This window comes from Lysinibacillus odysseyi 34hs-1 = NBRC 100172 (genome assembly GCF_001591965.1).
GTDB lineage: Bacteria > Bacillota > Bacilli > Bacillales_A > Planococcaceae > Lysinibacillus_B > Lysinibacillus_B odysseyi.
In genome coordinates this window covers 119,069-143,934 of sequence record NZ_BCVX01000002.1, presented here as the reverse complement: position 1 = coordinate 143,934, position 24,866 = coordinate 119,069, and the positions used below count along the sequence as shown (strand labels likewise).

The window sequence follows — 24,866 nt, the reverse complement described above, 5'->3', positions numbered from 1 at the left end:
AGGAGTTGCATGCTCGAATACATTGCAATTGGAATTGCGCTCTTTTTTGCAGCGAATATAGGAGCGAGTGGAGCTGCAGCTTCTATGGGAGTGGCATATGGATCAGGAGCCATTAAGAATGCGCGGCTTGCTCTATTTCTTTGTGCCATTGGCGTATTATTAGGTGCCGTTATTGGAGGAGGAGAAGTCGTTAAAACAATTAGCGGCGGTATTATCCCTGAAAGTATCATTACGGTTAAGCTTGTCATTATTATTCTAATTGCAGCAACAAGCACGTTATTTATCGCAAATTTAATGGGTATTCCGTTATCGACAAGTGAAGTAACGGTCGGCGCGATTGTTGGTGTCGGCATGGCCTATAAAATCCTTTTTATAAATAAGTTACTGTATATTATGGCTTTTTGGGTAATCATTCCTGTCGTCGCATTTTTCATATTATTCATAGGGGGCAAGGTACTGTATTTCTATCAAGGAAACGGGCGTCTGAAGGATCGCCCCCTCTTTACATATTTGCTGATTTTGGCGGGCTTTTTTGAAGCTTTTTCAGCAGGCATGAACAATGTGGCAAATGCAGTGGGGCCGCTGGTCGGTGCCAGTATTATGTCAGTACCCCAGGGAATCTGGATTGGCGGTATTTTTGTCGGCATAGGGGCCTTGGTGTTAGGCAAGCGTGTCCTCGAAACGAATGGTAAGAAAATTACCCGGTACGAAAAAACGGAAGGTATTTTAATTTCAAGTACCGGTGCGATTTTGGTAGCCATCAGCTCAGTCTTTGGCTTACCGGTACCTTTAACACAGGTCACTTCATCTGGCATTATCGGCTTAGGTGTAGCTAAAAATGGAGCAAAAGTGTTTGATAAAAATATTGTAAAGAAAATTTTCAGAATCTGGATAGTATCGCCTGTCTTTTCATTAGCCATTTCTTACATGCTCGTAAAACTGTTTATAGAAAGTGATTTTTATTCAATTATTGTGCTCGCAAGCATTGCAATCGCCATTATTGGTTCTATGAGCTTAATGAAAATAGTGAGGGAAGAGGCACAAACATTTAATGATGAAGGTTCTGGAATTTAAACCTACTAAGTAAATTGGAGGAATAAGAAATGAGCTTACAACCACATGGTGGAAAATTAGTTGACGTCTATTATCCGGAAACAGATGTAACGGCGTTGTTAAAGGAAATAGAAATTGATGCCATTGCATTAAGTGACCTAGAGCTGATTGGTATTGGTGCCTACAGCCCAATCGAAGGGTTTTTAAATAAGAAAGACTACGAAACAGTTGTGGAAAATATGCGTCTAGCCTCTGGACTTGTATGGAGCATTCCTATTACATTACCTGTAGATCCAGCGGTGGCGCAAACACTCGTAAAGGGTGAAGAAGTGAAGCTCGTTCAGGACGGTGCTGTATATGGAACATTGACAGTCGGAGATATTTATGAGCCCGATAAAGAAAGAGAGGCAAAAGCTGTCTATGGGACGGAGGATAAAGCCCATCCGGGTGTAGCGAAACTATTTGAGCGTCCTTCTATCTATGTTGGTGGTGCTGTTAAGCTAATCAAAAAAACAGAAAAGCCATTCCCTGCCTATACATTCGAACCGAAAGAGACGCGCCATATTTTTAAGGAAAAAGGATGGAAAACAATTGTTGGTTTCCAAACAAGAAATCCTGTCCATCGTGCCCATGAATATATTCAAAAGGTAGCTTTGGAAATTGTAGACGGACTCTTTTTGAATCCGCTTGTAGGAGAAACGAAGTCGGATGATATCTCTGCTGCTATTCGTATGGAAAGCTATGAAGTGTTATTGGAAAAATATTATCCGCAGGAACGTGTACAATTGGGGGTATTCCTTGCAGCGATGCGTTATGCAGGACCACGCGAGGCAGTTTTCCATGCATTAGTCCGTAAAAATTACGGTTGTACGCATTTTATTGTTGGACGGGATCATGCAGGTGTTGGCAACTATTACGGCACTTATGATGCACAAAAGTTATTTGATGTATTTGAGCCGGAGGAAATAGGTATTACACCATTGAAGTTTGAGCACAGCTTCTACTGCACGGAATGTGAGGGGATGGCCACAACGAAAACATGTCCGCATGGTTCAGAAGCTCGTGTTATTTTATCTGGCACGAAGGTACGCGAAATGCTTAGAGCCGGCGAAATTCCACCAAGTACCTTCAGCCGTAAAGAGGTTATTGATGTATTGATCCGCGGATTACGCGAAGAAGCAACTGTGTAGGGGGAAGAAAATGAGTACAAATATTGTATGGCATGAAGCCTCTGTTACAAAAGAGGAACGCCGGAGAAAAAATGGACATTCAAGCTTTATTCTTTGGTTCACAGGTCTTTCGGCATCAGGCAAATCTTCGGTAGCCAATGCCTTTGCACATAGGCTCTTTGAGGACGGTAAACAGGCGTTTGTACTTGACGGCGATAATGTACGTCATGGATTAAACAGCGACCTAGGGTTTGATGAAGTCAGCCGAAAAGAAAATATCAGGCGTATTGGAGAGGTGGCAAAGCTCTTTGTAGAGGGAGGCCAAATTGTGCTAACCGCTTTTATTTCTCCTTACCGGGAAGACCGGCAAGTAGTACGCAGCTTGGTGGCAGAAGGAGAGTTTATCGAAGTCTTTGTACAATGTTCGGTAGAGGCATGTGAAAAACGTGACCCAAAAGGTTTGTATAAGAAGGCGCGCAATAATGAAATTCCGAACTTTACGGGGATTAGTGCTCCTTATGAGGAACCGGTAAATCCTGAAATTACTCTCAATACTGAGAAGTATTCGATAGAGGAATGTGCCGAACAGCTGCAATACTTTTTGTCAGAAAAAGGATATATTTAAAAGGTGAGTGGTCAACGAGCGTTGACCGCTTTTTATGTTGGAAAAGATAAAAAAGGACTTGGCATATTATTGCAGCTGCCATGCTCCTGCTTCGCTAAATAACGCCAATAAAAAAGATTTATACAGAGATTTTTAAATGGGAACAATGCTTGGATGCTGTATATTTTTACCGATGCTTTTTGGATAAGGTTTTCTAAATACTTTTATCGCATTGCTTATTTCTAAGAATGGCATAAAGATGCAATTGTCATACTATGTTCATTGAAGTCTCCGTACAACAGTTCTATAATGGAGGTATTGAAATTAAAGGAGCGCATACGTATGTCATTAAGTATATTTGGTTTTCAGGCGCTATGGAGTCCTTATTTAATGGGCGTAATTGTTTTTTTAACGGTTGTCTATTTTTTAACGACAATTATGTGGAGGAAGGATTTTAAAGTGAGTGAGCCGTTAAAAAAGAGTGAGGCGGCAAACTTTATTTTAGGTATGGTTTCCCTTTATATTATTAAAGGCTCGCCGATCGATTTGATGGGGCATATTACCTTTACAATGCATATGACCCAAATGGCGTTGCTGCTATTATTAGTTCCGATATTTATTATTAAAGGTATTCCATGGTGGGTATGGAAAGTCGTAGTGGAAGCTCCTGTAGTGCGGACAATCTTTAAAATATTCACGAAGCCTTTGGTAGCGCTTTTTATCTTTGTTTTCATGTTTAGCTTTTACCATCTCCCGTCAGTTTTTGATGTCGTTAAGCTTGATATGACGCTGCACGGTATTTATACATTTTTATTATTTATAAGTGCCCTGTTTATGTACTGGCCGCTGCTTAATCAAGTAGAAGGACAGCACAAGATGAAAAATATTAACAAGCTGGCCTATATCGCAGGGAACGCTGTGCTTATTACTCCGGCCTGTGCATTAATTATTTTTGCTTCGCATCCTTTATATGCGACTTTTTCGGAGGCGGAATCGTGGTTAAAAGCGATGGAACTGTGTGTTCCTGGGGACACTTTGTCCAGTTTGAATTTATCAGGTCCGGAGCTGTTTACTAGTATGAGTCCAGTAAGCGATCAGCAAGTAGGCGGCGTACTAATGAAAATCATTCAGGAAATAATTTTCGGTACGATTTTGTTCCGTGTATTCAGCGCATGGTGGAATAATGAACGGGCAAATCAAGAAGATATTACAGAAAAAGCATTACGTGATTTTCAGAACCGTACAAAATATAACTAATTTAGAGAACGAATAGGAGAATGGGAAATGGGTTTACCAATTTTACCAACCATTAGTACATCATTCATCGTGCTGAGTGCCATTTTAGTCGCGATTGGATGGGGTTTAATTGTAAAAGGAAAAGTCGAGGCACACAAAAAGGTAATGTTTGCAGCAGGTGTTGCAGCACTTGTGTTCTTCATTATATATGCTACGCGTACAGTATTTATTGGCAATACGGCATTCGGTGGACCTGATGAACTGAAAGTATACTATACATTCTTTTTAGTTTTTCATATTACTTTGGCTACAACAGGAGCGGTCTTTGGAATTGTCAGCCTTTGGACAGGTTATAAAAATAATTTGAAGATTCACCGTAAAATTGGTCCAATTACAAGTATTATCTGGTTCTTCACAGCCATTACTGGTGTGGTAGTATACATGCTGTTATACGTTATTTATGAAGGCGGAGAAACTACCTCGGTCATAAAAGCGATTTTTGGATTTTAATGCATAAAAGGGATGTCGTTGTTGACATCCCTTTTTATTGTACAGCGGACTGATGCTAAGCAGGATAGCCGATGTTCGGGTACTCCCCCAATAGCCTTTTTAGTAGGCCGACCTATATTAAGCAATCGAGGGAAGAAATCAACAAAAAAGGCAACCTTAGCAGGCTGCCAATAGTTTACTATTTTAGTTGTTCTACAGGTTGTTTTGGTACTTCTTTTACAGAGTCTTTTGTAATAGCTTCCTGAATTTGCTCTTCCTTTTTTACAGCAATGCCGTATGTTGATAATTCTTTTGCAACAGCATCTAGGATTTGCTCACAGTCTTTGACAAGGTGTGAAGGGAATACTTCGTCAGTGTATTCGACACCGTGTGGATAGTAGTATTTACCAAGTGCCGGTTTCAAGATTTTCAACGTCGCATCATGGGCACCTACATCGCCAGAAATTGCGTCGCAGAATACACGTAGATAGAAGCGGCCTTCACGTACGTCGAAGCGGCGGTCGAACGTCATACGGTCGTAGTCCCAGGCCCCGTGACATTCTAAGCCGTATTTTTTTAAGATGTCCGCTAGAAATTCCTGATCAACAACAATATTTTCTATTTTTGTATTTTCGAAATACATTGCTTTATCCTCCTTTAACAAATCGTACATATTATATGTGCTCTTTTCTAATAATAGAGCAAATTTACATTTGTTGCAATGACAACATTGTGTCAGGGGCTACCAAATTGCTATAATAATAGACAATGAATACAAAAAAAGGTGGAAAATCCATGAAGGCGTTATTCCGTATTTTGATCATCGCAACTGTAATAGGCCTTATCTTATATTATGCCACGATTGACGAGGAACATGCTCCTCTTGAAGGGCCTAATACATTGCAGCAGGCCATTCCTTCTGATCAGTATATTAACGATTATAATGAAGAATTATTACGACCGAATACAGGCATTTCAACAATGATTGGCCAGCCGAGTGATCTGCTGATACAAAATTATGGAGAGCCAAAGAGAAAAGATGCAACAGCTTTTGGGTATGAATGGTGGATATACGAGCAACTTATGATTGGTATAGAACAGGGCAAAGTTACACAAGTATATACTAACTCGGAGGACGTGGATGTAAGCCCTTATACCATTGGCCAGCCAGTTGAGGATGTATACAGAATGACCATTATGGATGCAGAAGTGTCAGTTACAATTGGTGACAATATTTATATGTTCACCATGAGCGAAGACGATACGAAAAATCGTCTACTCGTTAAGTTTGATACACTATATGCGCAGTTATACATAGACAAGGAAGAGGGAAAATTAGCCGGTGTCCGTTTTATGGATGGCAAAACACTGGTCCTTCATCAACCATATGAAATGCAGTTTATCGGAGAGATGATTGTAAAGGAGGTGCCTTCTTCATTTCAGCAATTTGAAATCAATCAGGCAAGCGCTGAACAGCTTTTCGAATTAACCAATATATACAGAAAAAAATTTGGTGCCAAGTCCCTCGTTCGTTCTGAACCGTTAAATGAGACGGCAATGGCCCATAGTGAGGATATGTTTTTACAGAACTATATTTCCCATGAGTCGCCAACATACGGCTCTTTAGAACAACGTATGGATAAAAATTCTATTTCTTATGAAGAGGCAAATGAAAATGTAGCAATGGCTTATTTTGATGCGATTGAGGCTGTTCATGGTCTGCTGAATTCCCCGGATCACCGGGCCATTATGCTTGATAAACAATACACGCATGGCGGTGCAGGTGTTTATTACAATTATTATACGCAAATTTTTATAAAGAAAAATGCACCTAAAGAAAGCGGTCTTTAATAGAGGCCGCTTTTTTGTGTCAAAATTTGCACGCCCACATACTGTAAAACAGGAGGGTGTAACGTGCAATTAGCAGAATTATTAAAGGATTGGCCGTGCACGGTAAAAGGTTCAATAAGAGAAGAAGTAGTTCGTATTGAGGATTCATTGGAAGCAGTGAGACCGGGCGATTTATTTATCGCACGTAAAGGAAGAAAACATGATGGGAAAAAATGGATTGACCAGGCGATCGAACGTGGAGCGAAAGCCATTGTAGTAGACGAGGAAGTCTTCTTTGATGATTTTATTTGCGGTGTCCCGTTGATTTGGGTCCCTAATATATTGCAATTCAGCGCCTATGCAAGCGCAAAATTATACGGGTTTCCATCTGAGGTATTGAAGATTGTAGCGATCACCGGAACGAATGGAAAGACAACAGTCAGCCATTTCATTGGACAGATGCTTCAAAAATTAAATAAGCGCGTACTTGTCATTGGAACAAATGGCGTTTATTTAAATGGTACGCCATTCGAGACGGATATAGAACAGCTAACTACGTTGCAGCCGAAACATTTACACTTATTATTTTTAGAAGCGATAAAGCAAAACGTCGAATACGTCATAATGGAAGCTTCATCAATGGGATTAGCTACGTATCGGCTTGATCACTGTGATATAGATATTGGTGTATTTTTGAACTTGGCGGAAGATCATATAGAAGATCACGGGTCATTTGAGCAATATAAATTAGCAAAGCAGCGACTTGCAGGGCTGAGCCAGAAGCTTGTATTAAATGGTGATGATTCCTTTTGCAGAAGCGTCGGTGTTCTTACAAAGCGTGAGAAGTGCTATTTTGGATTAAAAGGGCGTGTTGATGTATTATTACAGGCCTTAGCGGAAGGAAAAACAGAAAGCACATGCTGGGTTCAAACCGCTCAAAAAGAACGAGTGATAACTGTACCATTTATAGGAGATCATCAACGGGCAAATGTAGCAGCTACGATAGCTGTATTAAAGATGCTTGGTTTTTCCTTTGATGATGTGATAGAGCTTATTCCGGAGCTTACCTTGCCGGAAGGACGGATGCAAACATTCCATAGTAAGCAGGGTTATCACGTAATAGTTGATTATGCACATACAGCCGATGCGCTGAAGGCGGTTCTTCAAACAGTCAAAAACACTTATACACGAAATATCTATGTTGTTTTCAGCTGCGGTGGGGAAAGGGATGTGGCAAAACGGCGGGAAATGGGAACTGTCGCTTCCAAATATGCAAATCATATTATTTTAACCACAGATAATTGCCGAAGCGAAAATCCGGAGGTGATCAATCGGCAGATTGCTGAAGGTTTTTTTGCTACCCAAAGCTATGAAATGATTTTGGCGCGTGAAGAGGCAATTGAGAAGGCACTCCGCTTGGCAAAAGAGGGAGATATCATCGTCATTGCAGGGAAGGGGCATGAACGTACCCAGACAATTGGGAATATCACGACCCCGTTTTCCGACATTGAATGTGTTACTTCCTTACTTGCGCGGCTCGATGACGAAAAAAGTTGCGGTAGCCGTAGCTAGCTTTTTACCAGTTTCATCCTCGATGACACACTCCATCACCAGCATGCGGCGTCCCTTATTGACGAATGAGCCCTTTGCAATTAGTTCCTTATTTGTCGTTGTCGCGAGATAGTTAATATGTAAATTAGTAGTCACCACATTTTTTCCTGGCTCAATGGATCGGGCAGCAAGCTCCCCCATTGCTGCGTCGGCAATTGTTGCCAAAATTCCACCGTGAGGCAGCTTAATTGTATTATGGATGACTGGCGTAATAGGTATACGGATGATACTATGGTCAGGATAAAACTCACCTGTCATATGAAGGGCGGCATTAATATAGCGGTGATGGAAACCGGTTTGTTTGTCGCGTAAACCATCAAGCAGGTGCATCAGTACTTCCTCATCTTCAGGTGTGCTTTCCGATAAAATCTGCTGTAAAAGCTCTTCAGCCTTTTCTTTTGTTGAAGTCGTCATGATGTCTTTCCTCCTAGTTTAAATCTTATCTATACCAACTGTAACATAATTTCTGTTATGATAGGAAAGAGATTGGAGGAGTTTTCAATGTTGATGACTTCAGATTGGGTATTCATTTTAGACGAAGCCGAACAGTTAAGTGAGATGATTCTTTCATCTGAACCGGCGCAAAATCTGCGCATTGCTTACGAGGCTGTGTATGAGGATGCGGCACTTTCTGACCAAATTAAGGCGTTCAGCCGGCTAAAGGAACATTATGAAGATGTACAGCGTTTCGGGAAGTACCACCCGGATTATCATACAATTATGAAAAAAATACGTGAACAGAAGCGTGCTTTGGATTTAAACGAAAAAGTGGCGGCGCTGAAGGTTGCGGAAAACGAATATCAAGATTTGCTGGATGAAGTGAGCTTGATGATTGGAAAATCTGTTTCAGAGGCTGTCAAGGTGCCCGTAAGCAATCCGTTCTTTTCAACGGCTAGCGGCTGCAGTACAGGCGGCTGCGGTTCAGGAGGAGCATGCTCGTGCTCAGCATAAAAATACAGCAGGGAAATTTCCCTGCTGTATTTTTATTTGGAACGGGTAAAGGGGAGGAAGTAAACGGACATTGAGAAAGACATTACATTGTAAATATTATCCTTACTAGTTAATAAATTTTCGTGAAAATGTTTTTTTTCCTAGGCAATTCATTTACAATGTACAAGATTATGTAAATAGAGGGGATTAATTAGTGCTAGGTTCAAATAAAAGGTTTACAATTCATTTGAGGTATTTGATTACTGGGGTTGTTATGCTTGCTTTTATATCTACAGTGGCAAGTAGTTTATGGGGTGTTTATCAAATATCCAAAAATATATTGATTGAAAATACATTGGAAACAAACCGTGTCTATGCGCAGAAACTGGCTACAACGGCTAATACATATTTAGAGGAAACATTTAAAACACTGGAGTTTAGTGCCTTCTATATTGCGGAAAATTATGAAAATGAGGCATTGCTGCAGCAGGAAGTAGAGCGTTTGCGCTACCAGACGGATATATTTAATTCCGTAGCCATTACAGATAATAGAGGGGTTGTATTAGCTATTTCACCGCCTACATTGGAGCTGAAGGGTGTTCAATTAAGCAGTGAGCAGACTGGAGACGCATTGGAAAAGCAAAAGCCGAATATATCAAAACCGTATGAAGGGGTTACAGGACGAAAGTTGATTTTTATTTCCCAGCCGATTTTTAATACAGCTGGTGAGTATATGGGGCTTGTCGGCGGAACGATTTATATTGAATATGATAATATATTCCATAAATTGTTAGGGGAGCATTTTTATCATGATGGGTCTTATGTGTATGTAGTGGATGAGGACGGGACTATCATTTACCATCAGGATTCAAGCAGAGTGGGGGATAACGTTGCCAATAATGAGATAGTTCAGAAGTTGATGGAAGGAAAAAGCGGAGCTCAAAAGGTAACTAATACGAAAGGTGTAAAAATGCTCAGTGGATATAGTTCAGTCGAGCTTTCAAAGTGGGGGATAGTTTCCCAGCGGCCGCTTGATGTGGCATTGCTTCCTTCTAGCGACTTAGTGCAAAAGGCAGCGCTTATTTCCATGCCGTTCGTTTTGCTGGCACTGCTGATCATACTTATTATTGCTTCTTTTATTACGAAGCCGCTGCAGCAGATGGCACTGCTTTCAATGAATGACCAGAAAAAAGTGAAGATTGAAGAGCTTTATAAAGTAAAGGGCTGGTATTTTGAAGCCCGGGTTTTAAAAGAATCCCTTGTCCATGCCTTTACGCTTCTACAAAAACGAATTGATCATTATCAAACCCAATCAACAACAGATGCATTGACCGGGCTGATGAACCGGCGTTCTATGGATGAGACACTAATACGATGGACGGAAGAACAGCAGCAGTATGCGGTATTGCTTATCGATTTGGATCATTTTAAAAGTGTAAATGATACATACGGCCATGCGATCGGGGATGAAGTGCTGAAGTATCTAGCTGAAAGCATGCGAATGCACAGCCGCCCACAGGATATTTGCTGTCGTTATGGCGGTGAGGAATTTATCATGCTATTGCCAAATACAACCAAGGCTGAAGCATATAGGACAGCAGAAAATCTGCGGCAGTATCTCGAGGATACAGAAAGCCCCTGTGGCAGACCAGTCACGATGTCTGGAGGGATCGCCGCCTATCCACAGGCAGGAACCGCCCCCCATGTAATCATTGAACGGGCAGATCAGGCATTATATCAGGCAAAACATCAAGGACGCAACAAAGTGAAACTTTACTATACAGAAGAAAATACGCTATAAAAGAAGCTTGGCCCCGCAGTTGGGCCAAGCTTCTTTTATTATTGTGCATATTTTTTTAGTAAAGTTTCTGCGATATCCGGACGGTCTGTAACAATACCAGATGCGCCTGTACGGACAAGACGAGACATTGTCACAAGGTCATTGATCCCTGTATAAAGTACATGACAGTTTAGATCGCCTAAAAACTTAACGAATTTTGGCGAATCAAAATTCATTACATTTGATTTTAATGGTGTTTCAAATACATCCACCTTCGGAGAATATAGGTGTCCGAATTGGCTCGTTAAAGATGTGTAAGCTTTCGCAAGGTCGGAATCGCCAGCTCCTAACGCCACACGATCTTGGGCATACAGATTGAAACGATCCGTTTGTTCACTGTAATTTGAAGATACAATGACGCGTCCTGTCGCCTGGAGCTCTTCAAGCAGGCGCCATAACTTGGATGGCATCAGGCTGCCTTCGTAAGTATCGGGAGCATCCTTAATATCGATGTATATAAGTTTATCAGGAAATGCCTCCAGCAGCTCACGCAGCGTAACAATCTCTACTTTTTCCCCTTTATATGGGTGATTGCCCTCTAAACATACGAAATTTTCACCGATGTTCAGTTTACGCAATTCTGCTAACGTCAAATCTTTTACATAGCCTGTAGCGCCTGTTAGACCTTCCACAGATGCATCATGGAACAAGACGATTTCCTCATCCTTAGTCAGACGGATATCTACCTTAAATCCGTCAACTCCACATTCAGCTGCCTTCTTAAACGCCAGCATAGAATGTTCAGGTGCCAAGTGGCCACCGCCATGGCGTGCCAATACAATTGGTCTTGTAAAATTCAGAACGTCTTTATCTTCGCGTTTTTGTGGCTTTGCTACTGCTTTTGTACCTGCCCAGACAGCTGCACTGGCTGCTGCAATGGCAAGTGCGACTTTCGTTTTCTTTCCCATACTTGTCCTCCTCTTACGTACTGTATTCCTTTGTAAAGCTTTCATATACATGTAAGACATGAATAGAGCGCCAATTTACGCTAAACTTTCGAGGAAGCACTCTATTGTATTACATTATAACGGAAAATCCTCTCTCCTGTCAGCTAAACTCTGTTGCTATCATTTTTATGTGTATGGTATGCTCTAAACAAGAAATGAGGGATTTATCATGACAGATAGGCAAGGAATTATCGTCTATGTGCATCAATTGAAGCATGCAAAATCTTTGCGGAAATATGGCCATGTTCATTATATATCTCGGAAGATGAAGTATGTGGCCATGTATTGCAATCAAGAAGATGTCGAAACGATCAAAAATAAATTACAACGCCTTCCGTTTGTGAAAGACGTTGTCGAATCATTCCGCCCATTTTTAAAAACCGAGTTCGAGAATGCGAAGCCGGATAAAGCAAAAGAATATGATTATAAAATAGGGCTTTAATTTAATGCATAGGCGGGATATAGTGGCTCATGCGTAATATACCGATTAAATATTGATAAAATTGAGTCGGCTCCTTGAAGAAAGACGAATGCTTGATTTCAAGCGTATTTGCCTGCTTACCAATAGCAGATAAAGCTTCTTCAAACAAGCCGATTCGTTTGGCACGCTTGTCCTCGTTGTATGGGATTCCTTCCCTGCATACGTAGACCGGCATAAATTTGCTTTCGCCTACAGATTTGAACGCGACAGCAAGAGAACAAACCTTCTGTTCATTCTTAGTGGAAACGAAAATGAACGCCTCATGGAAGCGTGCCTCATTTGTCTTAATAAGTTCGCATAGCTCGTATACATCGCCGTAGCCTTGACCAAGTTCTATAAATTGTTGGATCATTATTCATCACACCCTTTCCATTCAATATAGTATCATGATGCAGGAGGAACAGGCACATGAAAGTCGCAGTAAGTTTATTCACCGCACTTTTGGTTGCGATAGGAGCTATGCTCTTTATGCAATATCAAGTGTATTCAGACCAGGATATCCCGACAAATGAAGCTTATACGTACTCACAGGAAATTGAGATTACGTACCGGGCAGGAAGCCTCGATGTCCGCCATCATTTTAAAAACCTGCCGGATGATGAGCTTAAAATTATATGGCCATCTACAGCGGTAGATTCACAATGTTTTTTAGATACAGAACACAGCTGTGCCCGCCTGAGTGAAGATAAGACAAAGTTTAAGGCAGGCGAAAACCGGTCACAATCCATCTCTTATATCATTCCGATAGAAGGTGGTTTGACAGCCAATAAGTTAATGGAAAATGTGTTTGCATCTTTGCAAAATGGAGATGTTCAATTTTCAACGGTACATATTTCAACGGACAGCACAGTAGCAGGGCAATGGGTGACAGGCCTTCCTTTAATCGGTCAACAGTCGCTTGCGCTTGTAAATTACTCTATGTTTAGTGGGAAAGGACCGATCCGGGATCTGTATTGGCAAACAGACAGCCTGGTATTACAGAAAAAAACAGACACACTTTCGCTTTATGCAAAGGGAAATATTTCGGCAGAGATCAGTAAATGGATGGATGAACTGCCCATGCTGACTGAAGATCATATAGCGATCGTCGGTGGTGTAAACCAAAAAGAGGAAGGCTACCGCATGTTATTCATGCCGGAGCTGACAGTTGACGCTCTAACGAAAGAAGTATTAATGAAGCAGATTGAGTCGTCTTATGATTTTGGCAGCTCCCCATTATGGCTGAAGCAAATGGTTGCAATGTATTTGTCAGGTGAAACATTTGGCACCCCTCGTGCAAAAGCAGTAGTAGAGGAAGTAAACGGCCAAATGTCTGAGGAACAGCTTGCCCAATGGAAGAAACGGTTAAAAGAACTGGCAGGAAGCAAGATTAACGCTTCAGTGTTAGATAAAGAACTATCTGCAGTTTTGGGTACTTATACTGAATATTTCTCTATGAACGTAGGCGCTGAGCAGACGTATCCTTTCGTTTACAACGATAAACGCAATATTTATATCGGGAAAGAAAAAGCGAAAGATGTGAAGGTCATTTTATACGAGGGGAAAGTATTATATACAGCGGATACATTGTTACATCAGTTAGGCTACACGACTTCGGTTGGACCGAATGGCTACTATGTGAACAGTGAAACGCGTGTATTCCGTTTCCCAAAGGCTGAACATGGCTTCTATGTTTTCAATCAACGCCGTTATAATACAACCTCCTCGCCTTTATCAGTCGTAGCAGGCGATTACTATATTGAGGAGGCGTGGCTGCAACGTCTGTTTTTAGTAGATCTTCAAAAGGACGAGCAGTCCATTCGGATTACTACAGCAGCACAACAATAGAAAGTTTGGTGAGAGGTATGCGTGTTGTAGCAGGAGAACGTAAGGGCATGCCGTTAAAGGCCATTGCCGGAGTGACAACAAGACCTACTACAGATAAGGTAAAAGAATCAATTTTTAATATGATAGGTCCGTTTTTTGATGGCGGAACAGCTCTTGATTTATTTGCAGGAAGCGGAGGCCTGGGGATAGAGGCACTGAGCCGCGGAGCCGAGAAAGCAATTTTCGTGGAAAAGGACGGAAAAGCATTCGCGACATTGCAGGATAATATTAAAAAATGCCGCTATGAGGATTATGCGGAGAGCTTCCGCACAGATGCGGTACGAGCCGTAAAGGCACTCCTCAAGCGGGATATACAAATAGACTTTTTATTTTTGGACCCGCCCTACCATAAAAAGGATTATTATGATTTAGTGGAAACACTTGTACAAGGGGAAAAATTAACGGCAAATGCAACGATTGTCTGCGAGCACTCGACAGAAATACAGCTCCCTTCAAGTTATGGTGCATTTGTCTGTACTCGACAAGAAACATACGGTAGCACAATTATATCGATTTACCGTAGACGAGAGGAAGAGGGAGAAAGCGTTGTTTGAAAAAATTGCAGTAGTACCAGGGAGTTTTGATCCGATTACGAATGGACATCTAGATATTATTAAACGGGCTGCAGATGTATTTGACGTAGTCTATGTAGCCGTGCTGAATAATTCATCGAAAAACCCTTTATTTTCGGTAGAAGAGCGGATAGAGCTAATTGAGCAGGTGACAAAGCAATTTACGAATATCCGAATTGAAAGTTCATCAGGTCTGTTAATTGATTATGCACAGGAAAAAAATGCAAAAGCAATTGTCCGTGGGTTACGTGCTGTCTCTGACTTTGAATATGAGATGCAGATTACATCGATGAACCGGGTGCTTGATGAAAATATTGAAACATTTTTTATCATGACTAAAAATCAATATTCCTTCCTAAGCTCGAGTATTGTGAAAGAAGTGGCGAAATACGGGGGAAATGTGAGTGAACTGGTACCTCGCGAGGTCGAACAAGCATTAAAAGGAAAATTTGAAATAAAATAAACAGCATAAAGCTGTCCGGGAAGATAAAACTTTCTGGACAGCTTTATTTTTCTTGATATTACGGACAATCCAATGGTTAAAATCATTTAGCTGGAGCCGTGCCTCAGGAAAGTTGTCCGGCCGGAATGGAATTTAACCTTATCACACGGTGATGAACCTAGATAAACATAATAAAGTAAAGAAACGGGATAGCGATGGAATAGAATATACGCATCCATACATAATTCGAAAGCGGGATAGCGGCAGCTTTTGCAATGACGGCTACCTGCAGATGGATACTTAAGCTTTGCATTGTTAAAAATAAGACAATGACTAGATGCAATAAATCTCCGCTCATCAGTGTGTGAGCCTCATGGAGGCCATTTGTCATCTCAAGCGATGCCGCTAAAAACAGCAGCTGACCGGATGATAATAAAGGTTCTGCCAAATTATAGAGCACAGTGTAAATTGTGGAGAAGAAAATGATGGTAGAACCGACAACTAATACAGTAGGTACACTTTCCTTAATGCTCGACGTAAAAGCGTTACGTACGATAGACGGAGGCTTTGTTTTTTTCGTATAAACCGGTAGGAAAAAAAGTAATATCAATGAAAATACATGAAGCAGGAGTAAATATCGTACACTAAAGGCAGTATCACCGAGCAAATCTTGTCCAACAAAGCCAATGACAAACAACGGGCTTGGGCAATGACAGATGCCTAGGAGGATGGAAGCTTGTCTTTCTGATAGCTCGTCTCGTTCTCTTAATTGAGCAATAATCGATGCACCTGTCGGAAAGCCGCCCAGTGCACTTAATATGTATATTTTTAAATAGTTAAGACGACCGCTTAATGGTATTGGTGAAGTGAGCTTTAAAAGCCAGCTTGTCAATATCAAATAGGCAAGCAGATAAGGAAATAAAGAATCCATAAAAAGCGCCACGCCGATATCAGCGCCTTCATGAGCTACTCCGGGAAAGAGGAGCAGCAGCACCAGCAGAAGAGAACAAACAATCAATTGGAAGGTTAAAATTATAAAGATCCGCTCTTTTCAATATTTTGTCATCTAAAGTATGAAGTGCTAAACTAATATATGCACATCAGCGTTTTTATCGTGTCCAACATGCAGGGGGGTCTCGAACAATGAAAAAAAGTAATTTACCATATTTAATAACAATCTTTATCGGCATTCTTTTAGCGGGTTTCCTCGTGCTATATCCATTAAACCTATATGTTATGAAGCCAGGTCATGCATACAACGTTTCTGAATATGTGAATGTTCAAAATGGTGACCAAGATGATGAAGGCTCATTTAGTTTAATGACGGTCTCCATGTCGAAGGCGACCCCACTAACGTATATATATGCCAAATTCAAGGACTATTATGAACTCTTATATATGGATCAAGTTCGTCAAGAGGAAGAAGATGATGAAGAATATAATGTGCGTCAATTAAAATTGATGACCGATTCACAATTTAATGCACTTTATGTAGCCTTTTCACGTGCTCATTTAGACTATCAAGTCACATTCAAGGGTGTATATGTTCTAAATATTATTACTGGTGGAGCTGCCGATGGATTATTGAAGGCTGGCGACGAAATTGTGGAGATAGACGGGGAGCGCATTGAAAGCCAGCAGATGCTTGCTGAAGGAATAGAGAAAAAACAAGCAGCAGGACAGAAAGAAATAGAGCTTGTCGTCAATCGTGATGGTAAGCTGCTGACGAAGATGATTAAGCTGAAGGAAATACCGGGAAGTGACGGAAGAGTTGGGCTCGGTATTGTATTTACGGAAAGTAAATCCATCAAAACCGATCCGAAAGTGAATATCCATACAGAAAGTATCGGCGGTCCATCTGCAGGCCTTATGTTTACGCTGGAAGTATTAAATCAGCTTCTGGATGAAGATTTGACAAAAGGATATACGATTGCCGGAACGGGTGAGATGCTAGAAGATGGAACAGTAGGAAGAATCGGCGGGATTGAAAAGAAAGTAGTAGCTGCTGACAAAGCAGGAATGGAGATTTTCTTTGCTCCGGATGATGAAGTTACCGAAGAGGTAAGAAAAAAATATCCAGATTATATATCAAATTATGAGGCAGCCGTTAAAACAGCAAAAGAAATCGGTACGACTATGAAAATCGTACCGGTGAAGACTGTTGATGATGCAATTGACTACTTGGATAAGTTACAGCCGAAAAGCTAAATACGAATAGGCGGGGTTTTCAAATCCTCGTCTATTTTTTGTTTGCTGAATAATTCCATACCTAATCCGTACATCGTTGTTGCCTGCATATCAAGAGCCAGCATTTCATCCTTGGTAGAAGCAACACGGCTAATAAGCGGAAGTTCAATGTTCTTCTTGTTTACGGATAAATAACGCTGTCCTTCTGTTGTCATCCCTAGGAGGCGGATATAGGAAGGTGAAGTAAATGCCTGTAGCTGCTCCTTTGTAATGCCTGTATAAATGTGTGCCAGCATACGCTGCAGTCTCGTCCATGTGTAGCGTTTGGACTTTAGGTTTGTCATAAATTCCTGATATGTGCTGCTTGCCTTTGCATGCTTGATAAGTGCATTTTCAAGCCCTTCCTGTACGTCTGCAAAGATGGTCAGCTGCTTCGGTGTATGACGGAGGATAGCGTATTTTAATAGCGGCCATAATCTCTCCCAGCTCATAAAGGCACCGTGTTTAGTCAGCCATTCCTCCAATAATTTATAAGAGGAAGGAGGGACAAACTGGGCAATGTCCTGTCCTTCAGACAATGCTTTGCGGATGCCTGTAGCGCTGGCAATGTGTTTTGTACGGTCGGCATCCTCGTGGTAGCCTGCTCCGATACGCTGGATCGTCATCGGCTGAATCGTACTCTTGATTGAATGGGCAGCCTCTATATAGTGGAAACCTAAAATATTATTGGGCTGAGATAGATCGATGTATTGGTCTGGCTGGCCGATTGTCAATTTTTCATATGCCTGGTGAAGCGCTTTTGGATAGCTGACACCTGTTTTCATAGCCGCTTGAATCGAATCATTGTATTGTTGACGGTTAGAGTTAATTAATTCAAAAGTATTGAGAAAGGGTGTAATGGTCCCTTGTTCGCTCCCAAAACCAAAGGAGGAGCATTTTATCGCATCCAAGAGGGTAATAGCGCCACGCGCAAACTCGCCTGCGAGCGCTGTACTATAAACATACGGTAACTCAATGACAAGGTCCACTCCACCTGCTAAAGCCATTTTCGTACGTGTCCATTTATCGACAAGGGCAGGCTCTCCGCGCTGCAAAAATTGACCGCTCATGACCGCTACAGCGATTTCAGCTCCTGTTTGACGTTTTGCTTCCTGCACATGGTGGAAATGTCCATTATGAAAGGGATTATATTCTACTACAAGTCCGACTGCTTGCAAATCCATGCACCTCCCTGTAAAATTAAGCTTTATGCGAAGCAATTATTCACCAGTCTATTTTACATGAATTTGGAGCGAATAATTAGAGGACATAAATTTATACTGATTATACGGGTGTTTTTTAGTAGTGACAAGAAATTATCTTGACATCTATTTTTCTTAGCTATATAATCAACATTGTTGTCTCGAGGTGATTAACGAATGAAATGGTCAATTCATCAATTATCGAAGTATCGCCAAAATGGGATGCCTATTGATGCGGAAGTACAATTGGATGAAGTGATGAAGCGCAACAGCGACATTCGCGACATTTCACCCGTTCATGTAAAAGGGCTTTGTACTTTTGGTGCATCGCAAATGACTTGTCAATTTACGCTTGAAGCAACACTTACACTTCCTTGTGCACGCACATGGGAGGACGTTGAATATCCGATCAAAGTCGATGCTGTGGAAGTATTCAGCTGGATCGACGAAGAAAAACGCGGAGACGAAGATGGCGACATCCACTATATAGATGGGGAAGTTATCGATCTGAAGCCGGTGCTGGAGGAATTAGTTCTTCTGGAAATCCCGATGCAAGTATTCAAAGAGAATACCGAAGGACAAGTGCAGGGCGGGAAAGACTGGTCTTATTCAACGGATGAAGAAGTGTTGGCGAAACGTGAATCTGACGAACCAAAATTGGATCCAAGACTGGCTGCTTTAGCTAAGTATTTTGATCAAACAGATGAATAGAGTATCTGTAAGGAGGTGCCATAATGGCTGTACCATTTAGAAGAACTTCTAAAACTGCAAAAAGAAAGCGTCGTACGCATTTCAAATTATCTGTACCTGGTATGGTAGCTTGCCCAAACTGTGGTGAAGCGAAACTTGCTCACCGTGTTTGCAAAGCTTGCGGACACTACAAAGGTAAAGAAGTAGTAGCAAAATAATTCAGTATTTTGCGCTTATAAAGGCGATATAAGAGGCCATGGCTCTTATATCGCCTTTTTTAGGTCGACACGACGTCGGTCACAAACCCGCTGCCACAAAAGCATTTTGCGACGAGTAATCGCAGGAGCAGGACGTGGCGCTCATAGGGTTTGCCCCGCAAGTGTATAACCCCGGTCATAAAATTCATTGTCATAAAAATATTTTGCAGCTAGCAGCTACATGAGCACAATACAGCCTTTCTTGTATATCGGCCTCCCTTTTCTATTGTTCCATTCTCTCTTTATATAGTTCCTGCTGAACAGGAAATAAAACTCACCGCCTAAATATCATGAATATTCGAACAGCTATCTTGTCAAACGTTTTTTGGTTCGATACTATTAAGATGATGTCTTTATAGTAGGATAATAAAGGGGATGGCTGTTGTGGCATATTTGATCGATAAAAAAGAAGGTATATTAACATTTACCATTAATCGTGAGGAAAAGCGGAATGCGGTAAATGATGAAGTGATGGATGGTTTAAAAGAAGTAATTACATATGTAAAAGATCATAATGATGTTAGATTTCTTGTTATTACGGGGGCTGGGGAGAAATCTTTCTGCTCAGGCGGGGATCTTTCGGTATTTCATGCGCTTGAAACAGAGGAGCAGGCATTTGGAATGCTAAGTAAAATGGCGGGTATTTTGTATGACCTAGCGACATTACCTGTGCCAACCATCGCTCTCATAAATGGAACGGCGGTAGGAGGGGGCTGTGAAATCGCTACAGCTTGTGATTTCCGTTTGGTGGCTTCTCATGCTAAAGCCGGCTTTATTCAAGGGACACTTGCCATTACATCTGGCTGGGGAGGCGGAACATACTTGTTTGAACGCGGGCTGCGTCATGACCGCGCCTTAAAAATGCTTGTTGATGCTAAGCCGTATGATGCACAGACCCTTTATGAGATTGGCTGGGCAATGCGTGTATATTTTGAAGGTACAAAGGAAGAGGCGCTGAATGATTTTATCGAGCATATGAGTAAAATTCACCCATCTGTTCATCAAGCATACAAAGAGATTGAGCTGCGTAAATGGCGCGAGAGTAATATGTATGAACGAGTGATGGAAGAGGTACGCACATGTGCCAAACTCTGGGAAAGCGAAGCCCATCATAAGGCGGTTAATAGCTTCCTAACAAAAGCAAAAAAATAGCCTGACTAGATGGATTGTCTCTAAAAAGAAGAAGACAATCCATTTTTTTATTCTAATTTTAAGTGGTCTGCATATAGTAGTAAAAAATGCGAGGTGACCAAATTGGGAGAAAAAAGACGTAAAGATCAATGGACGACTGCCGATGATGAAAAACTAGCAGAGATTGTGATCGGGTTTGTCCAAAATGGAAAGACACAATTAGAAGCGTTTTCACATGCCGCAGATGCGCTTGGAAGAACAAAGCAGGCGTGCGGCTTTAGATGGAATAAAACACTGCGGCTGCAATACGGACATGTGCTGGATAATGTTCGCAAGCGTCCAAAGCAGATGATGCGGAGTCATTTGAAGCTGGCATTGACTAATTTTGAAGAATTGACGGAAGCGTACAATTCACTTGATTTGAGGTACCGCGAGCTGCAGGCGGAATATGACCGTGTTATTAAATGGCTGCAGCAGGGAGCAAATTTTTTAGGCAGAGAGCATGAGCACCGCTGAAATAAAAGGCGCATGTCTCGAAATTGAATGATTTTTCCTTTATAATAAAATGAGGTCTGTCATATGACAGGCCTTTTCATTCGTTTAGGAGGTGGTATGATGACGATTCAAATTATCGGTGGCGGGTCTGTTGGATTACTGATGGCAAGTTTTTTGGCTGAAAAAGGTTTTGCTGTTAATATAATTTCTACGCGTGCTAAACAGCGGGAACGTATAAACACATATGGTTTGATCCGGGAAAATATCGGCGGGGAAAAACAAAAGTTTACCGTAACAGCCGCAGATAGCATATCAAAAGATGCGGATTTGGTGATTGTAACGGTGAAGTATAATGGTCTTGCACAGCTATACCCGTTGCTTGCCGAATTGCCAGTGTCCATACCCCTATTATTTCTACAAAATGGTTTGGCACATTATGAAGAGGCGATGCGTCTTCCTCAGCAACATATAGCGTTTGGCAGTGCCCAATTTGGAGCACAGAGAGTAAATGATACTACCGTTATCCACCGTGGAATCGGTGTACTGAAGGTGGCCGCCGGGCGCGGAGAAATAGAGGGATTTCCCGAAGTATTGTCTTTGGATAGTGAAATGATGCCAGTCTTTTTAGAAAAAGATGCGGAAACGATGCTGCTGGAAAAAGCTCTATTAAATTGTTTTATTAATCCGTTGACTGCTATTCTCAATATAAAAAACGGAGAGCTGCTGACTAATCCGTATGCTTATTCATTACTAAAAGCATTATATGCAGAAATCATGGCTGCCTTCCCGCATATGCGTAAAGGGTTTCCGTTTGATGGAGTAAAGAATCTTTGCGACAAAACAGCTGCCAATACATCTTCCATGCTGGCAGACCGGCTGGCAGGGCGTAAAACGGAAGTCGATACTATTGTGGGTGCTATTATAAAGAAGGCAGCGGCTAATGACAGGCAGCTTCCTACGTTACATACGCTGTATAATCTAATCAAAGCAGCAGAACAACTGGAGAGTGGTGATAGGATGTGAAGACAGTTATTGAAGTAGTGGGGGGAGTCATACTTGTCTGCCCGCTGATTGCTCTAATAGTGACTTATATGATCTGCAGAAAAATGAAGATAAAGAAAATGCATGCTGTCGGGTTTGCGGCTGATGTTACTACTTTCATTCTCTTTTTCTCTGTACCCCTTGCTCTTAAAAGTATTTGGGAAATATCATTTTCTATGTATATCATCATCCTGGCACTGCTTATTGCTCTTGGACTTACATTTATCGATTGGCGTACGAAAAAAGAAATTGATGTACCTCTTTTACTCAAAAAAATCTGGCGCATTTATTTTATCCTATTGAGCATTTTATATATAAGTGCATGGCTCATTGGGCTTTCGATAAATATTGTGGACTATCTTGAAGGAATTTAGAGCAAAAAATTTTTCGTAGGCGCATAAAACATATACAATAATACATATTCGAAAGTGAAAATATACTACCATAGTAACCAAAACCGTTATACGATAGAAATTACATAGTCAGGTTAGAAAGTTGAGGCGTTTATTTCATGAAGCTGGAGCAAATTTCAATACCAGTGCAAAATAGAGTGTTGGCAGATTACTGGAAGGGAAATGCTGATATTCATTCTTTTTTTACGTATCCCTATGAACAGGAGTCGTTTGTAAAACGGGCAAAGACAATCGAAAAACGTGATTATAAGCGGGAATCATTAGTGAAGGTGATACGGTCTTATATGGATCGTTTTGGTGTATCTGAGCAGGCCGCTAAACATTTAGAGGAGCTGGAAGCTGGTGCTCTGGCAATTGTTGGAGGGCAGCAAGCAGGGGTATTTACTGGGCCGCTGTACTCTGTTTATAAAGCGATAACGGTTATTTTACTTGCAAAAGAGCAGCGCCAAGCATTAGGAATACCGGTAGTACCGGTTTTTTGGATTGCAGGCGAAGACCACGACTTAGATGAAATTAATCATACATTTACAATCGTAGATGGCGGTGTGAAAAAACGCAGCTATAGTAAACGTTCAAATAAAAAAACAATGGCCTCGACTACACCAATCGACCATGAGACAATTGAACAATTGATTCACATGGTATTTAAAGACTATGGAGAAACGAGCTATACAGAATCACTGCTGAAGGAAGTGCTGGAAGCAAGCCGGGCAAGTGAGACATTTACAGATTTCTTTACAATATTGATGAATCGCTTATTTGCCCATTATGGATTACTAATGGTTGATGCGGCCTACACTCCTTTTCGACAATTCGAGAGTGCTTATTTTGAACGGTTAATTGAGCGAAGTGAGGAAATTGCCCAGGCTGTGTCCATACAGGAAAAAGCACTGGAAAAAGCGGGGTATGGAAAGCCAATTGAGGCGACGGAAAATAATGCGAATCTCTTTTTCGTGAAAGAAGGGGAACGTTTCCTGTTGGAGCAAAAAGGTGGAGAATTTGTTAATACCTCTGCTCAGTTGAAATTTACAAAAGAAGAATTATTACACACAGCCAGACATACACCTGAACAGCTAAGTAACAATGTGGTAACACGCCCATTGATGCAGGAAATGACATTGCCTGTTCTAGCTTTTGTAGGAGGGCCGGGGGAGCTTGCTTATTGGGCAACATTAAAGCCGGCTTTCGGGATAATGGATTTAGAAATGCCGATTTTTGCCCCGCGCCTGAATATCTCCATCGCTACTCGGAAAATCCAGCCGTTATTGGAACACCACGAGTTAACGTTTAAGAACGTATTGGAGGGAGAGGCTGAGACGAAAAAGGAACAGTTTATTGCGGAAGTTCAGGATAAGGAGGCACTCGCTCAGGTGGAGGCGATGGAGAAATCGCTCTTATCCCAATATGAAGTGCTTACTGCTCATCTTCTTCAAAGCGACTTGAAACTAGAGCAAGTATTAGAAAAAAATAAAGCCTTTCATCTTAAGCAGCTGGCTTACCTAGAAGGGAAAATAAGAGAACAAACCTCACAAAAGCATGATGCGGTTATTCGTCAATTCGAAACGATTCACGCTGAATTTACCCCGAATCGCTCTTTACAGGAGCGGATGTTCAATCCGTATCAGTATTTAAATCAGTATGGGCCAACATTGGTGGACGATTTAATGTGCTTGCCTCTGACAGTGGGACCACATCATTTTTTAGTGAAATATTAGTAGAATGAAGTCGACTCTAAACCGAGTTGACTTCTTTTTTTGTGACTATTTCAGTAGAACAGTGAATAATATCAAGGACTAAATTCCCAAATCCCTTTCATGGCGCGGCAAACGCAGGATTTTAGTGGTAGAAAGTGGGGCGATGTGGTACATTATTATCTAAAGTGGGGTGAGTAGCATGTTCATGGGAGAATATCAGCATTCTGTTGATACCAAAGGACGGCTGATCATACCAGCGAAATTCCGGGAGCGTCTAACTGATACTTTCGTAATTACACGCGGGCTTGATAACTGTCTTTTCGGCTACCCTATGGATGAATGGCGAAAACTCGAGGAAAAATTAAAAGGACTTTCGATGACGAAAAAGGATACACGTGCATTTGTACGGTTCTTCTTTTCGGGAGCGACTGAAGTAGAAATAGACAAGCAGGGCCGCATCAATCTTCCCGGTACACTCCTTTCACATGCAAGTATTACAAAGGAATGTGTCATTATCGGGGTAGCGACACGGATTGAAATATGGGCAAAAGAAGCTTGGGAAGATTACTTTAAAGAATCTGAGGAATCCTTTAATGAAATTGCAGAAAATATGATAGGGTTTGATTTTTAATAGAGCCCAAAGGAGT

At 41.4% G+C, this 24,866-nt stretch carries 28 protein-coding genes; 22 read left to right on the top strand and 6 right to left on the bottom strand.

What is annotated here, in order from left to right:
* Positions 1 to 9 precede the first annotated feature (9 nt).
* From BOD01S_RS03550 to BOD01S_RS03530, 5 genes are all read left to right on the top strand, one after another.
* A complete protein-coding gene (locus BOD01S_RS03550; RefSeq protein WP_036156002.1) occupies positions 10 to 1,074 on the top strand; it encodes an inorganic phosphate transporter in 1,065 nt (354 codons plus the stop codon).
* 29 nt (positions 1,075 to 1,103) lie between these two features.
* Positions 1,104 to 2,243, top strand: coding sequence for a sulfate adenylyltransferase (sat, locus tag BOD01S_RS03545; RefSeq protein WP_036156004.1), 1,140 nt, complete (start codon positions 1,104 to 1,106; stop codon positions 2,241 to 2,243).
* A 10-nt stretch (positions 2,244 to 2,253) separates the two neighbouring features.
* Complete coding sequence (cysC, locus tag BOD01S_RS03540) at positions 2,254 to 2,847, top strand: adenylyl-sulfate kinase (RefSeq protein WP_036156006.1); 594 nt, start codon at positions 2,254 to 2,256, stop codon at positions 2,845 to 2,847.
* Positions 2,848 to 3,168: 321 nt separating this feature from the next.
* On the top strand, positions 3,169 to 4,083 hold the full coding sequence (ctaG, locus tag BOD01S_RS03535; protein ID WP_036156008.1) for a cytochrome c oxidase assembly factor CtaG: 915 nt from the start codon (positions 3,169 to 3,171) through the stop codon (positions 4,081 to 4,083).
* 27 nt (positions 4,084 to 4,110) lie between these two features.
* Positions 4,111 to 4,572, top strand: coding sequence for a DUF420 domain-containing protein (locus tag BOD01S_RS03530; protein ID WP_036156010.1), 462 nt, complete (start codon positions 4,111 to 4,113; stop codon positions 4,570 to 4,572).
* Positions 4,573 to 4,750: 178 nt separating this feature from the next.
* Here the strand turns inward: BOD01S_RS03530 and BOD01S_RS03525 are convergent, their stop codons facing one another.
* The gene (locus tag BOD01S_RS03525) at positions 4,751 to 5,194 is read right to left on the bottom strand and encodes a YugN family protein (protein ID WP_081978002.1); all 444 of its coding nucleotides are present in this window, start codon (positions 5,192 to 5,194) and stop codon (positions 4,751 to 4,753) included.
* A gap of 152 nt (positions 5,195 to 5,346) precedes the next feature.
* Between BOD01S_RS03525 and BOD01S_RS03520 the strand changes: the two genes are divergently transcribed.
* Positions 5,347 to 6,402, top strand: a complete 1,056-nt coding sequence (locus BOD01S_RS03520; RefSeq protein ID WP_036156012.1) for a CAP domain-containing protein — start codon at positions 5,347 to 5,349, stop codon at positions 6,400 to 6,402.
* Positions 6,403 to 6,465: 63 nt separating this feature from the next.
* Positions 6,466 to 7,953: a UDP-N-acetylmuramoyl-L-alanyl-D-glutamate--2,6-diaminopimelate ligase gene (locus BOD01S_RS03515; RefSeq protein ID WP_036156015.1), complete on the top strand. Its 1,488-nt coding sequence runs from the start codon at positions 6,466 to 6,468 to the stop codon at positions 7,951 to 7,953.
* Here BOD01S_RS03515 and BOD01S_RS03510 read toward each other — a convergent pair.
* Positions 7,906 to 8,406 carry a PaaI family thioesterase gene (locus tag BOD01S_RS03510; RefSeq protein WP_036156017.1) on the bottom strand — a complete coding sequence of 167 codons (501 nt, stop codon included), beginning with the start codon at positions 8,404 to 8,406 and terminating at the stop codon, positions 7,906 to 7,908. The two genes, BOD01S_RS03515 and BOD01S_RS03510, sit on opposite strands and share 48 nt — an antisense overlap.
* Positions 8,407 to 8,493: 87 nt before the next feature.
* Between BOD01S_RS03510 and BOD01S_RS03505 the strand changes: the two genes are divergently transcribed.
* The gene (locus tag BOD01S_RS03505; RefSeq protein ID WP_036156020.1) at positions 8,494 to 8,943 is read left to right on the top strand and encodes a YlbF family regulator; all 450 of its coding nucleotides are present in this window, start codon (positions 8,494 to 8,496) and stop codon (positions 8,941 to 8,943) included.
* 193 nt (positions 8,944 to 9,136) lie between these two features.
* Complete coding sequence (locus tag BOD01S_RS03500) at positions 9,137 to 10,723, top strand: sensor domain-containing diguanylate cyclase (protein ID WP_233153100.1); 1,587 nt, start codon at positions 9,137 to 9,139, stop codon at positions 10,721 to 10,723.
* Between the two features lie 38 nt (positions 10,724 to 10,761).
* On the opposite strand, the gene BOD01S_RS03495 is transcribed toward BOD01S_RS03500, so the two are convergent.
* Entirely contained in the window at positions 10,762 to 11,670 is a 909-nt protein-coding gene (locus tag BOD01S_RS03495; protein ID WP_036156022.1) for a glycerophosphodiester phosphodiesterase family protein, read from the bottom strand.
* 208 nt (positions 11,671 to 11,878) lie between these two features.
* Here BOD01S_RS03495 and BOD01S_RS03490 point away from each other — a divergent pair, with 208 nt between their 5' ends.
* A complete protein-coding gene (locus BOD01S_RS03490; RefSeq protein WP_036156024.1) occupies positions 11,879 to 12,151 on the top strand; it encodes a YlbG family protein in 273 nt (90 codons plus the stop codon).
* Between the two features lies 1 nt (position 12,152).
* Here BOD01S_RS03490 and BOD01S_RS03485 read toward each other — a convergent pair whose 3' ends face one another.
* Positions 12,153 to 12,542 carry a DUF7147 family protein gene (locus tag BOD01S_RS03485; RefSeq protein ID WP_036156026.1) on the bottom strand — a complete coding sequence of 130 codons (390 nt, stop codon included), beginning with the start codon at positions 12,540 to 12,542 and terminating at the stop codon, positions 12,153 to 12,155.
* Positions 12,543 to 12,598: 56 nt separating this feature from the next.
* Between BOD01S_RS03485 and BOD01S_RS03480 the strand changes: the two genes are divergently transcribed.
* The 3 genes from BOD01S_RS03480 to coaD are packed head-to-tail and all read left to right on the top strand — an operon-like array spanning position 12,599 to position 15,091.
* Complete coding sequence (locus BOD01S_RS03480; RefSeq protein ID WP_036156028.1) at positions 12,599 to 14,017, top strand: hypothetical protein; 1,419 nt, start codon at positions 12,599 to 12,601, stop codon at positions 14,015 to 14,017.
* A 17-nt stretch (positions 14,018 to 14,034) separates the two neighbouring features.
* Positions 14,035 to 14,610 carry a 16S rRNA (guanine(966)-N(2))-methyltransferase RsmD gene (rsmD, locus tag BOD01S_RS03475; protein ID WP_036156030.1) on the top strand — a complete coding sequence of 192 codons (576 nt, stop codon included), beginning with the start codon at positions 14,035 to 14,037 and terminating at the stop codon, positions 14,608 to 14,610.
* Complete coding sequence (gene coaD, locus BOD01S_RS03470) at positions 14,603 to 15,091, top strand: pantetheine-phosphate adenylyltransferase (RefSeq protein ID WP_036156032.1); 489 nt, start codon at positions 14,603 to 14,605, stop codon at positions 15,089 to 15,091. The genes rsmD and coaD overlap by 8 nt, the downstream gene beginning before the upstream one ends.
* Before the next feature lie 157 nt (positions 15,092 to 15,248).
* Here coaD and BOD01S_RS23180 read toward each other — a convergent pair whose 3' ends face one another.
* Positions 15,249 to 16,088 (bottom strand): hypothetical protein, encoded by an 840-nt coding sequence (locus tag BOD01S_RS23180; protein WP_052124901.1) that lies wholly within the window; start codon positions 16,086 to 16,088, stop codon positions 15,249 to 15,251.
* Between the two features lie 125 nt (positions 16,089 to 16,213).
* Between BOD01S_RS23180 and BOD01S_RS03460 the strand changes: the two genes are divergently transcribed.
* Positions 16,214 to 17,278 carry a SepM family pheromone-processing serine protease gene (locus tag BOD01S_RS03460; protein ID WP_036156036.1) on the top strand — a complete coding sequence of 355 codons (1,065 nt, stop codon included), beginning with the start codon at positions 16,214 to 16,216 and terminating at the stop codon, positions 17,276 to 17,278.
* Here BOD01S_RS03460 and BOD01S_RS03455 read toward each other — a convergent pair.
* Positions 17,275 to 18,474: a nucleotidyltransferase gene (locus BOD01S_RS03455; RefSeq protein ID WP_036156146.1), complete on the bottom strand. Its 1,200-nt coding sequence runs from the start codon at positions 18,472 to 18,474 to the stop codon at positions 17,275 to 17,277. The genes BOD01S_RS03460 and BOD01S_RS03455 overlap by 4 nt on opposite strands.
* A 201-nt stretch (positions 18,475 to 18,675) precedes the next feature.
* Here BOD01S_RS03455 and BOD01S_RS03450 point away from each other — a divergent pair, with 201 nt between their 5' ends.
* From BOD01S_RS03450 to mraZ, 8 genes are all read left to right on the top strand, one after another.
* The gene (locus BOD01S_RS03450) at positions 18,676 to 19,209 is read left to right on the top strand and encodes a YceD family protein (protein WP_036156038.1); all 534 of its coding nucleotides are present in this window, start codon (positions 18,676 to 18,678) and stop codon (positions 19,207 to 19,209) included.
* A 23-nt stretch (positions 19,210 to 19,232) separates the two neighbouring features.
* Positions 19,233 to 19,406, top strand: coding sequence for a 50S ribosomal protein L32 (gene rpmF, locus BOD01S_RS03445; RefSeq protein ID WP_036156040.1), 174 nt, complete (start codon positions 19,233 to 19,235; stop codon positions 19,404 to 19,406).
* A 423-nt stretch (positions 19,407 to 19,829) separates the two neighbouring features.
* Positions 19,830 to 20,597: an enoyl-CoA hydratase/isomerase family protein gene (locus BOD01S_RS03440; RefSeq protein ID WP_036156041.1), complete on the top strand. Its 768-nt coding sequence runs from the start codon at positions 19,830 to 19,832 to the stop codon at positions 20,595 to 20,597.
* A 102-nt stretch (positions 20,598 to 20,699) separates the two neighbouring features.
* On the top strand, positions 20,700 to 21,092 hold the full coding sequence (locus tag BOD01S_RS03435) for a transcriptional regulator (RefSeq protein ID WP_036156044.1): 393 nt from the start codon (positions 20,700 to 20,702) through the stop codon (positions 21,090 to 21,092).
* 99 nt (positions 21,093 to 21,191) lie between these two features.
* Positions 21,192 to 22,094 (top strand): ketopantoate reductase family protein, encoded by a 903-nt coding sequence (locus BOD01S_RS03430; protein WP_036156045.1) that lies wholly within the window; start codon positions 21,192 to 21,194, stop codon positions 22,092 to 22,094.
* Positions 22,091 to 22,486 (top strand): DUF3397 domain-containing protein, encoded by a 396-nt coding sequence (locus BOD01S_RS03425; protein ID WP_036156047.1) that lies wholly within the window; start codon positions 22,091 to 22,093, stop codon positions 22,484 to 22,486. The genes BOD01S_RS03430 and BOD01S_RS03425 overlap by 4 nt, the downstream gene beginning before the upstream one ends.
* A 137-nt stretch (positions 22,487 to 22,623) precedes the next feature.
* Positions 22,624 to 24,240: a bacillithiol biosynthesis cysteine-adding enzyme BshC gene (gene bshC, locus BOD01S_RS03420; RefSeq protein WP_036156049.1), complete on the top strand. Its 1,617-nt coding sequence runs from the start codon at positions 22,624 to 22,626 to the stop codon at positions 24,238 to 24,240.
* Positions 24,241 to 24,418: 178 nt separating this feature from the next.
* Positions 24,419 to 24,850: a division/cell wall cluster transcriptional repressor MraZ gene (gene mraZ / locus BOD01S_RS03415; protein WP_036156052.1), complete on the top strand. Its 432-nt coding sequence runs from the start codon at positions 24,419 to 24,421 to the stop codon at positions 24,848 to 24,850.
* Positions 24,851 to 24,866: the final 16 nt, after the last annotated feature.